Annotated in this window: 12 protein-coding genes; 2 read left to right on the forward strand and 10 right to left on the reverse strand. The window is 60.3% G+C overall.

All coding sequences use genetic code 11. The features are described from left to right. Position 1: 1 nt before the first annotated feature. On the forward strand, positions 2–811 hold the full coding sequence (locus tag ACEW8N_RS08910; protein WP_373499462.1) for an EI24 domain-containing protein: 810 nt from the start codon (positions 2–4) through the stop codon (positions 809–811). 13 nt (positions 812–824) lie between these two features. On the opposite strand, the gene fusA is transcribed toward ACEW8N_RS08910, so the two are convergent. From fusA to ACEW8N_RS08940, 6 genes are all read right to left on the reverse strand, one after another. Beyond that, positions 825–2,900: an elongation factor G gene (gene fusA, locus ACEW8N_RS08915; RefSeq protein WP_373499463.1), complete on the reverse strand. Its 2,076-nt coding sequence runs from the start codon at positions 2,898–2,900 to the stop codon at positions 825–827. Positions 2,901–2,991: 91 nt separating this feature from the next. Beyond that, positions 2,992–3,753 (reverse strand): TlyA family RNA methyltransferase, encoded by a 762-nt coding sequence (locus tag ACEW8N_RS08920; RefSeq protein ID WP_373499464.1) that lies wholly within the window; start codon positions 3,751–3,753, stop codon positions 2,992–2,994. Next, positions 3,750–5,651, reverse strand: coding sequence for a 1-deoxy-D-xylulose-5-phosphate synthase (dxs, locus tag ACEW8N_RS08925; RefSeq protein WP_373499465.1), 1,902 nt, complete (start codon positions 5,649–5,651; stop codon positions 3,750–3,752). Before dxs ends, ACEW8N_RS08920 begins: the two co-directional genes overlap by 4 nt. 70 nt (positions 5,652–5,721) lie before the next feature. Beyond that, entirely contained in the window at positions 5,722–5,955 is a 234-nt protein-coding gene (xseB, locus tag ACEW8N_RS08930; RefSeq protein ID WP_373499466.1) for an exodeoxyribonuclease VII small subunit, read from the reverse strand. Then, entirely contained in the window at positions 5,933–7,297 is a 1,365-nt protein-coding gene (gene xseA / locus ACEW8N_RS08935; protein WP_373499467.1) for an exodeoxyribonuclease VII large subunit, read from the reverse strand. The genes xseB and xseA overlap by 23 nt, the downstream gene beginning before the upstream one ends. A gap of 196 nt (positions 7,298–7,493) precedes the next feature. After that, positions 7,494–7,766 (reverse strand): hypothetical protein, encoded by a 273-nt coding sequence (locus ACEW8N_RS08940; protein ID WP_373499468.1) that lies wholly within the window; start codon positions 7,764–7,766, stop codon positions 7,494–7,496. Positions 7,767–7,944: 178 nt separating this feature from the next. Here ACEW8N_RS08940 and ACEW8N_RS08945 point away from each other — a divergent pair, with 178 nt between their 5' ends. Beyond that, a complete protein-coding gene (locus ACEW8N_RS08945; RefSeq protein WP_373499469.1) occupies positions 7,945–8,646 on the forward strand; it encodes a Bax inhibitor-1/YccA family protein in 702 nt (233 codons plus the stop codon). Between the two features lie 2 nt (positions 8,647–8,648). On the opposite strand, the gene ACEW8N_RS08950 is transcribed toward ACEW8N_RS08945, so the two are convergent. The 4 genes from ACEW8N_RS08950 to glmM are packed head-to-tail and all read right to left on the reverse strand — an operon-like array spanning position 8,649 to position 13,301. Then, positions 8,649–9,818 (reverse strand): glycosyltransferase family 4 protein, encoded by a 1,170-nt coding sequence (locus ACEW8N_RS08950; protein ID WP_373499470.1) that lies wholly within the window; start codon positions 9,816–9,818, stop codon positions 8,649–8,651. Between the two features lie 10 nt (positions 9,819–9,828). Next, positions 9,829–10,575 carry a class I SAM-dependent methyltransferase gene (locus ACEW8N_RS08955; RefSeq protein WP_373499471.1) on the reverse strand — a complete coding sequence of 249 codons (747 nt, stop codon included), beginning with the start codon at positions 10,573–10,575 and terminating at the stop codon, positions 9,829–9,831. Further along, positions 10,556–11,893 carry a lipopolysaccharide biosynthesis protein gene (locus ACEW8N_RS08960; protein ID WP_373499472.1) on the reverse strand — a complete coding sequence of 446 codons (1,338 nt, stop codon included), beginning with the start codon at positions 11,891–11,893 and terminating at the stop codon, positions 10,556–10,558. Before ACEW8N_RS08960 ends, ACEW8N_RS08955 begins: the two co-directional genes overlap by 20 nt. Positions 11,894–11,939: 46 nt before the next feature. Then, the gene (glmM, locus tag ACEW8N_RS08965; RefSeq protein WP_373499473.1) at positions 11,940–13,301 is read right to left on the reverse strand and encodes a phosphoglucosamine mutase; all 1,362 of its coding nucleotides are present in this window, start codon (positions 13,299–13,301) and stop codon (positions 11,940–11,942) included. Between the last annotated feature and the right edge of the window lie 81 nt (positions 13,302–13,382).

Consider the following 13,382-nt stretch of genomic DNA (forward strand, 5'->3'; position numbering starts at 1 on the left):
CATGGCCATTGCATCCCTCTTCGCATCCCTCGGGTATTACCCCAAGGCCCACCGGGCGATCATCCGCCACCGGCTCTGGCCCTACATGATCCTGCCGGGGCTCATGAGCCTCGGATTCTTTTTCACCCTCATCGGGCTCGGAAACGCATATTTCAGCGACATCTCCGCAACCATTTACCAGAACTACTTTCCCGGTTTTCTGAAATGGGGCATTCTGCTGACGATCATGAACCTGCTCCTGTGGATCCTCCTGTTTCTCACCGGATATATCCTCTACCAGCCCGTGGTGCTGATTCTTTTTTCTCCCGTGCTGGGATTGCTGTCGGAGATGACGGAACGAAAAGTCTGCGGAAGCGCCTCCGGGGCCTTCCATTTCGGGCAGATTCTGAAAGACGTCCTGAGGGGGGTGGTGATGAGCCTGAGGAATCTGGGGCGGATGATGTTGTGGATTCTTCTGGCCTGGCTGATGATCTTCATTCCCATCGCAGGCGCCGCCGTGTCCGCCGTGCTCATCTTCCTGATCCAGGCCTACTACAACGGCTGTGCGCTTTCAGAGTACACCCTGGAGCGAAAAAACTATTCGGTCAAAGAGCGTATACGCTTCACCAGAACCCATCGGGCGCGGATCACCGGTCTCGGCATGGGGTTCATGTTCGTCCTTTTCATCCCCATCCTGGGCTGGTTTGTCGCCCCGGCCCTCGGCACCGTTGCGGCCACCCTCGCAACCCTTGCCGCCATGAATGAAAACGGAGGGCCTTCTTCCGCGGAAGAAGGCCCTCCGGCTGCATTTACAGGCTGTCCGCACGCATAGCGGGGAGGGGGATTTACTCTTTCTCCTTGTTGGCGGCCTCAATCACCTTCTCCGCAAGCTGGGCCGGGACCTCGTCGTAATGTGAAAATTCCATGGTGTACATTCCGCGCCCGCCGGTCATGGATCTCAAATCCGGCGCATAGGTCAGGAATTCGGACAGGGGAACCTGGGCCTTGATGACCTGGTTCTTTCCCTCGGTATCCATACCCATCACCCTGCCGCGCCGGCCGTTGAGGTCTCCCATGATATCCCCCATGTAGTCGTCGGGGGTCACCACGGTCACGTTCATGATCGGCTCCAGAAGCACCGGATTGGCCTGCTCGACGGCCTTCTTGAAGGCCAGGGCGCCAGCGATCTTAAAGGCCATTTCCGAGGAGTCGACCGTGTGGTAAGAGCCGTCGTCCACGGTCACCCGGAAGTCGACACACGGAAAACCCGCCAGCATCCCGCGATCGGAGGCTTCGATCACCCCTTTTTCAACAGCGGGGATATAGGTCTTGGGAATCGAACCGCCGACAATGGCATCCACGAATTCGAATCCGGAGCCGCGGGGCAGGGGCTCCATCTGAATCCAGCAGTCGCCGAACTGCCCGTGACCGCCGGTCTGCTTCTTGTGCCTGCCCTGGACCCGCACCTTCTTCTTGATGGTTTCCTTGTAGGGCACCTTTGGCAGGTTGAGGGCCACTTCCACGTTGAACTTCCGCTTCAGCTTCTCGACCACGACCTCGATGTGCACCTGGCCCCTGCCGGCCAGGAGGATCTCCTTGGTCTGGGAGTTGCGGTCCAGCTTCAGGCCCGGATCTTCCTCCATGATCTTGTTCAGGGAGCTGAAAACCTTGTCCTCGTCCCCCTTGTTTTTGGCGGAGACGGCAAAAGAGATCAGGGTGGGCAGGGCTTCGGCGCATTTGAAAAGAACCTTGTCCCCATCATCGCACAGGGTGTCGCCGGTGAAGGTTTCCTTCAGCTTGGCCACCGCCAGGATGGAGCCGGGAACAGCCTCTTTTGCCGGCTTCTGCTCTTTGCCCATGATGGTGAGGATCTGATTGAACCGCTCTTTCGTATCCTTGCTGCTGTTGTAGAAGGTCCCGTCGCTGCCCAGCTTCCCGGAAACCACCCGAAAAAGATTGAGGCGGCCGGCATAAGGATCGGCGATGGTCTTGAAGACAAACGCGGAGAACGGTGCGTCGAGGGAGGGGAGGCGCTCGACCGTCTGATCCTTGTGGGGATGCTTGCCGATTTTCGCCCCGCCATCCTCGGGGGAAGGCATGACGTTCACGATGAAATCCAGGAAGAGGTTGATGCCGATGTTGGCAAACGCGGACCCGCAAATGACGGGTGCAAACTTCCGGGAGACCGTCCCGGCGCGAAGCGCAGCCCGGATCTCCTCGTCGGAAAGGACCTCGCCTTCCAGATAGCGCTCGATGAGCTCGTCGTCCGCCTCGGCCACGTTCTCGATCATCTCTTCGCGGGCGGCCTCCGCAGCTTCCTGCATGTCGGCGGGGATATCCGCAAGGGTCATTTTCCCGTCGGCATCATATATGCACGCTTTCATGGAGATCAGGTCGACCACCCCCTTGAAATCAGCGAGTTCGCCGATGGGCAGTTGCAGGAGAATCGCTTTGGGGGTTTCAAGGTTTGAAGCGATATCCTCAATCGTCCGCTGGAAATCGGAGCGGTCCCGATCCAGCCGGTTGATAAAGATTGCGCACGGCATGTTGAAACCTTCCGCGAATGCCCATGCCTGCTCCGTCTGAACCCGGACGCCGTCAACAGCATCCACGACAAACAACGCCCCGTCGGCGGCTTCCATGCACAGCTTTGTATCGGTAAAGAAGTTCTGGTCGCCGGGCGTGTCGAGCAGGGTGATCGTGTGTTTTTTCCATGGGATCTGATGCAATCCGGTTGAGATGCTCGCGTTTCGCTTCAATTCCTCGGGCTCAAAATCCAAGGCGGTATTGCCGTCTTCCACTCGCCCGATCCGATTGGTCACGCCGGCGTCGAACAGCATTACTTCCGCCAGGGATGTCTTGCCGGCGCCGCCGTGACCCACCAGAGCGATATTTCTCAACTTTTCTACGATTTCAGCCATTTAAACTCCTCTCTGCGTTATCTTTTGAATTTATCAAAAATTCAAATTTATCCCCTAAATTATTAATTCCTATATGTTTTATATGGAAAAATCAAGATGAATTCAATGGGGAGGCCTGGTATTCCAGCAGGATGACAAACTCCTGATTGCCCTTGGGTCCGAGGACAGGGGAGGGGACCACCGTTTTCGGGATGAGGCCGATGCCGTCGAAAAAGGTGCAAAGGGTTTCAATGACCTCCCTGTGGCGCATGGCGTCCCTCACGACGCCGCCTTTTCCGACCTTCCCCTTTCCGACCTCGAACTGCGGTTTGATCAAGGCGAGAATGGCGCCATCGTCTTTGAGGAATTTGAGCACCGCGGGGACGACGATTTTCAAGGAGATGAAGGAGGTATCGATGGTGACCAGGTCGACCGGAGCGGGCAGGGCGGAGGGGTCCATGTAGCGGATATTCGTCCGTTCGAAAACCGTCACTCGGGGGTCCGCCCTCAATTTCCAGGCCAGCTGGCCGTACCCTACATCCACTGCGTAGACATGGGCCGCCCCGTGCTGGAGGAGGCAGTCCGTAAACCCGCCGGTGGACGCACCGACATCCATGCAGACCGCCCCGTCCAATGCGACATCGCATGCGTCAAGGGCCGCAGCAAGTTTCAAGCCGCCCCGGCTGACATAGGGGATGTCCTCCCCGGTCATGACGATTTGATCGGCCAGGGACACCAGCATCCCCGGTTTATCGGCCGGTTCGCCGTTGACGCGAATCCTGCCCGCCATGATCAGGGCCTGGGACCGCTGGCGGCTCTCCACCAGACACAGTTCGACGAGGCGAAGATCCAGGCGAATTCTCGTGGCGGTCATCCGGACGATTCTGAAGCGGAAAGGCCGCACACCCGCCGGCCGGCCTGAACAATGCCCCCGGCATCGATGCCATACTTTTCCCTGAGCAGGGTCTGGGGCCCATGCTCGATGAACATGTCCCCAACGCCCACGCGCTCCATGCGAAATTGATGGATGCCGACATCGTTCAGGCTTTCCAGGACGGCGCTGCCGAAACCGCCCTGGAGGACATTCTCTTCGGCCGACACCACGCGCGGGGTCTTCCTGACAAGCGTCGAAATCAGTTCGATATCCAGGGGCTTGACGAAGCGGCAGTTGACGACGCCGGCGTCGATGCCCTCCAGGGCGAGCAGGCGGCGGGCCTCCAGGGCATCCTGAACCGATCGTCCAATGGCCAGGATCAGGAGATCATCCCCCTTTTCCAGGACCTCCGCGGCCCCGATGGGAATCGGCGTGATCGCATCCTCCAAGGCGGCCCCCGTAGCCGTGCCCCGGGGGTATCGGAGGGCGGCGGGGCCGTTGTGGGCCAGGGCTGTCACCAGCATCCGCCGCAGCTCGTTTTCGTCCTTGGGCGCCATCAGCACCATGTTGGGAAGGCTCCTCAGATAGGAGAGGTCGAAGAGGCCGTGGTGGGTCGCGCCGTCCTCCCCCACGATCCCGCCGCGGTCAACGGCAAACACCACGGGAAGCGCCTCCAGGCAGACGTCATGGAGGATCTGGTCGTATGCCCGCTGGAGAAAGGTGGAATAAATCGCGACGACCGGCCGATACCCCTCCGTGGCCATCCCCGCTGCAAAGGTGACGCCGTGCTGCTCGGCGATGCCGACATCGAAAAAACGCTCGGGAAAGGCCTCGGCAAATCTGGAAAGCCCCGTGCCCTCCGGCATGGCGGCCGTCACCGCAACAATCCGCGGGTCCGCCTGGGCGAGAGCCACCATGGTCTCGCCGAACACCTCCGTATAGGAGGGTACCGACACGCCTTTCTGGATGCAGTTTCCGGTCTTGACCTCGAAACACCCGATGCCGTGGAAATAGACGGGGTTTTTTTCCGCCGGTTCGTATCCCTTGCCTTTCTTCGTGGTCACGTGCAGAAGGACCGGTTCGTTGAGTTCTTTGATGTTCGTCAGGATATCGATGAGATGATTCAGGCGGTGGCCGTTGATGGGGCCGAAATAATCGAAATTGAACGCCTCGAACAGCATCCCCGGCGTCACGAAGGTCTTGAAGGACTCCTCGGATCGCTTGGCCAGTTGGTAGATGTCATCGCCGATTTTCGGGAGGGACTTCAGGAATTCCCCGAATTCCTTGCGAAACCCCTGGAGGTATTTGGCGGAAAAGGTGCGGCTCAGAAAAGAGGAGAGGGCGCCGACGTTGTGGGAGATGGACATGTCGTTGTCGTTCAGGATAACGATCATGTTTTCATCCTTGTGGAGCGCTCCGGCCTGGTTCAGCCCCTCGTAGGCGATCCCGGCGGTCATGGATCCGTCCCCGATGACGCTGATCACCTTCGACGCTTCCTTTTTCAGCCGTTTCGCGCAGGCGATTCCCAGACCCGCGGAGATCGAGGTGCTGCTGTGCCCGGTGGTGAAGGCATCATGGGGGCTTTCACTTCGCTTGGTAAATCCGCTGATGCCCTGATATTTCCGGAGCGTCTCGAAGACTTCCCTTCGCCCGGTCAGCAGCTTGTGAGCGTAAGCCTGATGGCCCACATCCCATATGATCTTGTCTTGGGGGGTTTCGAACACGTAATGGAGGGCGATGGTCAGCTCCACCGCGCCCAGGCTGGACGCCAGGTGTCCGCCGTTCCTGGAGACGACCTCCACGATCCGTCTCCGAATCTCTTCGGCAAGAACGGAGAGTTCGGAGCGTGTCAGGCGCTTCACATCCGCAGGGGAATTGATCGTCTCAAGCACGCTCACCGCCTTGCACCGATGTCTTTCTCCGACGGTTCCTGCCGGCTGCTAACGGTCTCCGGTCGTCGCTCGCAAATCATTCCGGCATCCCGTCGAACGGCTCCTCGACAACATTCCCCTCATCATCGGCCATGAGCAGCCGGATCTTCTTTTCGGTCTCATCCAGGATCCGGGAACAATATTTGGAGAGCTTCATGCCCTCTTCGAACTTTTTCATGGCGGTATCCAGCGCCAGATCGCCCGATTCCAGCTCGCGGACGATATCCTCAAGCTGCGCCATGGCTTTTTCAAATGTTTGCTTTGTCGTCAATCTCGAACCTCTCTTCCACACGGCATCGCAAGACGCCTTTTGCGAGTCTCACGTTTACCAGTCCGCCGATGGCAACGGCATCCGCGCTGCGAACGATCTCGCCTGCGGGAACCGTCTGTGTGATGCTGTAGCCCCTCTCCAGGACGGCCATTGGGTTCAATGCCCCAAGACGGTTGCAAAGCTCCGCGCCCCGGATACGCCCCCCTTCCAAATGTCGCCGGATGGATGCGTCAAGGCCGGTGCGGAGGGTTTTCAGTGCCTGATCCAGGGAGGGCAGATGATGGATCGGGGCGCTTACGCCCAGTCGATGACGCTGCCATACCAGACGCTCCTTTTCCCGGCGCAGCTTTTCCCGGCAGCGGGCACCCAGGCGGCCGCTCAGTTCCTCCAGGCGCATCCACAAATCCCCAACCCTCCGCCTGGGATGAACAAGGCGCCGGGATGCCTCCATGAGGCGCTCCATTTTTTGCGCGACATGCCTCAGCGTCCATCGAAGCAATTTGCCGGCAAGATCCATGTTTCTTGCGACGAGTTCCGATTTGAGCGGCACGGCGATCTCTGCCGCCGCCGAAGGTGTCGGCGCCCTGAGATCGGCGGCCATGTCGGCGATGGTGAAATCGGTTTCATGTCCGACGCCGGATATGACGGGAACCTTTGAAGCGAATACCGCCCTGGCAACCGTCTCGGAGTTGAAGGCCTGAAAATCCTCAAGAGATCCGCCTCCCCGGGCCAGAATGATCGTATCGACATCCTTCTCGATCCGGTTCAGCAATGCTATCGCGCGGGCGATCTCATCCTCGGCCCCGACGCCCTGGACCTTGACGGGAACGATGTAGATCCCGACACCCGGAAAACGGCGATGGGCGACCTTGATGATATCGTGAACCACGGCGCCGGTGCCCGAGGTGACCACACCGATATTCCGGGGAAGAAACGGGATCGGCTGTTTATGAACATCGTCAAACAGGCCTTCAGCGGCAAGCCTGGCTTTCAACTGCTCGAAGGCGATCTGAAGCTCTCCCACGCCGCGGGGTTCGAGATATTCAAAGATGATCTGGTAATTGCCGCGGGGTTCATAGACGCTTAAGCGCCCCAGCCCGATGACGTTCATGCCGTCTTCGGGCATGAATTTCAGATTTCGGTTCTGCCCGCGGAACATGATGCCGCTGATCTGGGCTTTATCGTCCTTCAGGGTGAAATAGAAATGCCTGGAGGCCGGCACATGGAAATTCGAAACCTCGCCGCTGATCCAGAAAAACGGATAATGCTCCTCCAGAAGGGTTTTTATCTCAATGGTCAGTTCCGAAACCGTATAGATTTTCCGGTGCAACTCAGCCTGCATTGTGATCCCATCCGCGCGGCGTCCGATTTTCCGTGAACGTTCAAATGAAGGTATGCCTTCAGCAAGGCGCGAAATGATTAGCACACTTGGCGGCCGGATTCAATCTTTTTGGCGGAATTCCGCTCCCCCGGCGATGCTCCATTAACGTCCGATAAGGTATATTATGTAAACTTATAGAGAGCGCTTCCTCTTTGATTCAATCTCCGCGCTTCAATTTCTCAAGGTACTCCCGCATGAACGGCACCATATAGATGTGGTCGCTGGGCATTTCAGCGAGACATCCGCCCAGAAGCTGTATCTTTTCATGGAGCGTTTTGTTCCTGTCGACGATATACAGCAGCTTCCCCCGCACCATGCACAGGCCGCTTTCCACCCGGATCCCCACGTTCTTGAAACTTTTTTCCGCTACGGTGACGCCCAGTTTCTCGGCCGCGGTTTTCAAATCCTGATACAGTTGCTCCGGTTTCATGCCTGTTCATTCTCGTTGAGCGGTTCGGACCGAAGTCGCGTCGACTTCCATCCCGCAGATTACATCTTGATCATCCAGCCGCAGGCGGCGTCGGATTTCTCTTGAAAAATCGCGATCGCTTGTTATATTCATTCCCAAAAAGGGTACTCGTTACGGTTAACTCAAACAGGAGGATTCAATGCAGTATATCCAAGAAAAAGCCCTGCCGCAAGTCAGAGTCAACTCATTCATTCAGAGCGTTTACAACTGGATGGCGGTTGGTCTGGGGCTCACCGGTTTCACGGCTTTCTTCGTGGCAGGCAGCCCGGCAATGATGCAGCTCATTTTCGGCAACCGTCTGCTTTTCTTCGGCCTGATCATCGCGGAACTCGTGCTGGTCTTTACCCTCAGCGCAAGGGTCGGCAAGATGCAGGCATCCACGGCAACGGGAATCTTCGTTCTGTATGCCGTGCTCAACGGCCTGACGCTGTCGGTGATCTTTCTTGCCTACACGGCCTCGTCCATTGCGTCGACGTTCTTCATCTGCGCCGGAACATTCCTGGCATGCAGCATATACGGCATGATGACCAAACGCGATCTGACCTCCATGGGCGGGTTCTTGATGATGGGGCTGATCGGCATCATCATCGCTTCCGTGGTCAATATGTTCATGCAGAGTTCGGGCATGGCCATGATCATCAGCTACATCGGCGTCCTCGTCTTTGTCGGGCTGACGGCCTATGACACTCAGAAGCTGAAACAGATGGCCATGACGCAGCCTGACGGCCTTGATGCGGCGGTCGTGAGAAAAGGCGCCATCATCGGCGCGCTCTCTCTCTACCTCGACTTCATCAACCTCTTCCTGATGCTCCTCCGGATCTTCGGCGGCAGCCGGGATTAGGGTCAAGGCCTTCCCGTCAACCGCTGAAACAGCCGCTCATACCGATCCGCTACAGCCTCCCAGTTGTAGCGGATCCTGACGGCTTCTTGCCCCCGCCGCCCCATCGCCTCCCGCTCCCGGGGGCAGTCCATCATCCGCCGCATCTCTTCCGCCATGTCACGGGCGCAAGCAACAGTCCGGCCACCGGGGAGATCCGCGATGCAGCCCACGTCTGTTGATAAAAACGGCGTTCCCGCACCCATGGCATCCAGGATCACCAAGGGGAAGCACTCGGTGCGGGAGCCCGATGCAAACATATCCGCCGCCCGGTAGGCTGATCGGATCTCTTCCTCCGAGAGCCCCCACAGGAAGCAGACCTCTCCGGGAAGCCCCTCCCGTTTCCGCCGCCATTCTTCCTGCAGCCGCCCCATATAGCGGTTTGCGCCGCCCCCGATCATCACCAGGGTGGTGTCCCGCAGACCGGACCGGATGAAGGCGTCCAGGACCATCCGTTCATTTTTAAGCCGGGAGTAATTCCCCACGCAGAGCACCATGCGGCGGGATCGGATGCCGTGACGCGTCTTGAAGCCCGCGTCCCCGGCTCCGGGATCCTGCAGGTCCGCGCCGTTCGGGATGACGGAGTGGCTCCGATATCCCGCCCGCAGCGCCAGCTTCCGGTCGTAGAACCGGTCGCTGTCCGTCCGGCGGCTCAGAAAGACCACGTGGTCGAACGCCCGAAGCATCCGGGGCATCTCCCGCAGCACATAGGGGCGCCAGAGGAGCCAGTCGGGAAAGCGCAGGGGCCAGCCCCACCGGCTGTTGGCCGAAACCCCATGGCTCACCAAAACCTTTCGGGCCGGATTCCCGCCAAATCCCCTCACCGCAAGGTCCGTGCTCCAGGTCTGCCAGCAGTGGCAGCAGATCAGGTCCCCTGGAAAAGCCCGGACAAAATCTACATAGTTTTCGATCTCCCCGCGGTAGCGGCTTCGGGGATGGGCATTCCCCGTGACTCGGAACTGAACCACCTCGATCCCGGGAGGGATGATGCTCCTGCCGGGCCGTCCGGGATGAAATCCGGTAGCCACGCAGACCCGATGGCCCCTGCGGGTCAGCGCCTCGGCATGTTTGAACGCCACATGGGCGACGCCGTGGGCCTCGGGGAGAAACCCGAAGGTGGTGATCAGGAGATGCATGGCCCGGCCCTCACCGCTTCTCGCCCGCATATACCAGCCACGGCGCCAGCCAGGGATGCGCCGGGGGCAGGACCCGGCCCATGCGCACGGCCCCTTCCCGAATCGTTTTCTTCATCACCCTGGATAAAAATCGCTCTGAAGGCGCGTTCCAGAAGCGGAGGCGCCCGGCGTAGCCCAGGTGCCGCACCCGGTGCCTGCTCCGCTCGGCAAAGTCGACGAAGAGCCGGGGCGACATGGCGGCCGTGTTGTGCACGGACATGTCCCGGCGATCGAAGACACGGTGATACAGGTATTGAATTTTTCGAAAATTCGGAACGACCACCAGGCAGAGTCCGCCTTTTCGCAGCATCCGGTCATGGTGGTCCAGGATCTCTCCGGGGTCGTCGAAATGCTCGATCAGCCCGAAGCTGGCCACCACGTCAAACGGACGGTCGGGATGAAAGCCCCGGAGATCGCCTTTGTACAGCGTGGGGCTGCAAAACCCCGCCTCCCCGAGCACGTCGAGATAGCGATCGGCGTCCGTGCTGAAATCCACCCCGTGGGGCGAAAGGGCCACCCGGGTGCAGACAAAAGCCGACACCAGTCCGGGTGCACACCCCAGCTCGATAAACCGGCCGCCTTCATAGGCTTTGAGATATCTTTCCACCGCCGGAAACCACTCCGCCTCGCCGGGGTGCATCTCCGCACGGGAGCCGAGATGCCGCCGGCCGAAGCCCCAATACGCCGGATGGGTCAGATCACCGGTTTTGTCCGACATTCCGTCCTCCTCCTTGGCCGGGGGTCAGTTTCCGCGACACCCGCCGGGCCATCGGCAACAGGCTGCCCGACAGCAGCGACACCGCCATGGCGGAGGCGACGCCATGGCTCCCATAGGCCTCGGCCCACACCCCGCCCAGAACCATCAGCAGCAGCGCCGACGCCCCATAGCTCACGAGTTCGAAACGAAAGTCGGTAATGCTGTGGAGAAAGGTGCTCAGCCAGTGGACGGCGCCCTGAATAACAGCCCATAATCCCAGAACAACCAGGAGCGGGCGGGTCGGACGCACTTCGCCCAGGGTCCAGAGATGAATGAGCGTCTCGCCGGCTGCGATCATGACCAGGAGATACCCCGACAGCATGACGGCCGTGATGGCCAGTGCGCCCAGGAGCCAGCGGCGAAGCCAGCCGAGGTCCCCTTTTTCCCAGGCTGCGGTAAAGGCCGGCCAGAATGCCGGGAGCACCCCGGCCAGGAGAACCAGGGGCATGCTGAACAAGCGGTAGACAATGCTGAACTCGGCCACCTCGGCCATTCCGGCGCTTCGCGCCACCAGAAGATTCGGCAGGGCCGAGCACACGGCGGCGGCGCATTGAATGCCCATGAACATCACTGAGGCGGGCATCAGGGCCTTCAGCACGGCCGTCATCGTTCCGGGGTCTGCAATGAGAAGACCCGGCGTCTTGCGAAGGATCTCCACCAGAAGCACCCCCCGGTAGAGCAGCATCGGGCTCAGGCTCAGGGCAGCCAGGGCCGGAAGCCCCGCCTCCATCCGAATGCCTGCGATCAGCAGCAGGAAGCCCGTCACCGAGGCCGCCGTGCCCCAGGCCTTGGGCGTTGCGATCTCCATGCGGGCCGCATAGATATGGTCCAGCACGGCAGCGCCCAATATGGCGAAGGAAAGGCCCATGAGGAGGCAGACCAGGGGGCCGGCCTCCCGCCGGGCTTGCGGATCGGAGACGTTGAGGAGATCCGCCCAGGGAATGGCGCAGGCCCCGAAGGAGATAAACGCCCCGGCGGCGCAGAGGATCGCCCCGATCCGGAGGCCCGCGGCGCTATAGGCGCGGAAGGCCGCCGCATCCCCCCGTGCGTGCGCTCCGGCCATCCGGTTGAGGAGCGTCGGAAACAGCCCCATATCCAGAAAGCTCACGAACGAAAGCAGGGAGAGCGCCGTCATCCACAACCCGTATCGTTCCCGGCCCAGGTATCCGATGGTGAGCGGCACGCTGAAGACGGCGATGGCCATGCGGATGCCGCTCTGCGCCGCCCCCCAGAAAGATCCCGAGAAAATCGACCGTCTCAGGTTCGCCGGTGTTTTCAAGGTCTTTCCTTTGAGGGGTTCGCTTTCATGTGCCGTCAGCCCCCCATCATCCCGTTTTTCCCAGCGTCTTCGCCACCGCATCGAGAATATGACGGCAGTATCGCTCGATCTCGTCCTTCGTCGGGCCCTCGATCATGACGCGGCAAAGGGGCTGGGTCCCCGAGTACCGGACCAGGACCCTTCCCTGGTCGCCCAGCCTGCCCTCGACCTCGGCGATGGCCCCGGCAATTTCAGGGACCGTCTCGATGGGCGGTTTGGCTGCAACCTCCACGTTCATCAGAACCTGCGGGTAAACCGCCATGACCCGTGTCAGCGCAGAGAGCGGCGCGCCGGAGCCCGAGAGCACTTCGATCAGCCGCAGGGCGGTCAGGATACCGTCGCCCGTGGTATGACGGTCGAGAAAGATCATATGGCCCGAGTCCTCGCCGCCCAGGACCGCGCCCGAGCGGCGCATCTCCTGCATGACGTACCGGTCGCCCACGTCCGTTTTCCGGTGGACGATCCCCATCTCCCGGAAGGCCATCCCAAGCCCGATATTGCTCATGACCGTGCTGACCACCAGATTGTTGGGAAGCGCCCCTTTCTGCTTCAGGTACCTGCCGCAGACCGCAAGCATCTGGTCCCCGGTCACGACCTTTCCCCGTTCATCGACGGCGATCAGCCGATCGCCGTCGCCGTCAAAGGCGAGCCCGATGTTTGCGCCGCTTTCGACCACCCGTTCGGCCAGACGTTCGGTGTGCTGGGATCCGCAGCCGGCATTGATATTCCGGCCGTCCGGGTCGATGAACATCTCCGCCACGTCCGCGCCCAGCCCCCTGAAGAGCGCCGGCGCAACCCGGAACGTCGCGCCGTTGGCGCAGTCCATAACAAGCTTCATGCCGTCCAGGCGGAATCCCTCCGGAAGCGTGGACTCCAGAAACCAGAGATACCGGTCCTCCGCGTCGTCTATCGCGAAGTCGTCCCCCACGTCCTGAACCGTCTCGCACATGCCCCTCAGGCGCCCCTCATCCGCAAGAAGCGCCTCGATCTCGGCCTCGGCGTCATCCGAAAGCTTGAAGGCATCGCTTCCGAAGATCTTGATGCCGTTGTCATAAAAAGGGTTGTGGGACGCTGAAATCATGACACCCGCGTCGGCCATCTCCGAAAGCGTGAGATGCGCCACGCCCGGCGTAGGCAGCACGCCGACCCGCAGCGCCTCTCCGCCGGCCGAGCAGATGCCGGCGGCCAGGGCATGCTCCAGCATGGGGCCGGACAGGCGGGTGTCCTTTCCGATGATGATTTTCGGCCGCTTTCCGCCGGTTGAAAAAAAAACGGCCACGGCGCGTCCGACGTTGACCGCCATCTCGCATGTCATGGGGTGTCGATTGGCTATGCCCCTGATGCCATCGGTACCAAAAAGTTGACCCATATCTGCCCTTTTCCCTGAAATCCAGCGTCCACCGGAACGGATGAACGGTCTGTCGTTATCGTTCAGCATCGGAAACGATCC

The organism is Desulfococcus sp., assembly GCF_041737845.1.
Classification (GTDB): Bacteria; Desulfobacterota; Desulfobacteria; order Desulfobacterales; family Desulfococcaceae; genus Desulfococcus.

Bases quoted from the DNA above. Each gene is read 5' to 3' on its own strand.
- ACEW8N_RS08940 (WP_373499468.1), bottom strand. From the start codon at position 7,766: ATGAAACCGGAGCAACTGTATCAGGATTTGAAAACCGCGGCCGAGAAA.
- ACEW8N_RS08910 (WP_373499462.1), top strand. From the start codon at position 2: ATGGCCATTGCATCCCTCTTCGCATCCCTCGGGTATTACCCCAAGGCC.
- xseA (WP_373499467.1), bottom strand. From the start codon at position 7,297: ATGCAGGCTGAGTTGCACCGGAAAATCTATACGGTTTCGGAACTGACC.
- glmM (WP_373499473.1), bottom strand. From the start codon at position 13,301: ATGGGTCAACTTTTTGGTACCGATGGCATCAGGGGCATAGCCAATCGA.
- ACEW8N_RS08945 (WP_373499469.1), top strand. From the start codon at position 7,945: ATGCAGTATATCCAAGAAAAAGCCCTGCCGCAAGTCAGAGTCAACTCA.
- ACEW8N_RS08950 (WP_373499470.1), bottom strand. From the start codon at position 9,818: ATGCATCTCCTGATCACCACCTTCGGGTTTCTCCCCGAGGCCCACGGC.
- ACEW8N_RS08955 (WP_373499471.1), bottom strand. From the start codon at position 10,575: ATGTCGGACAAAACCGGTGATCTGACCCATCCGGCGTATTGGGGCTTC.
- fusA (WP_373499463.1), bottom strand. From the start codon at position 2,900: ATGGCTGAAATCGTAGAAAAGTTGAGAAATATCGCTCTGGTGGGTCAC.
- ACEW8N_RS08920 (WP_373499464.1), bottom strand. From the start codon at position 3,753: ATGACCGCCACGAGAATTCGCCTGGATCTTCGCCTCGTCGAACTGTGT.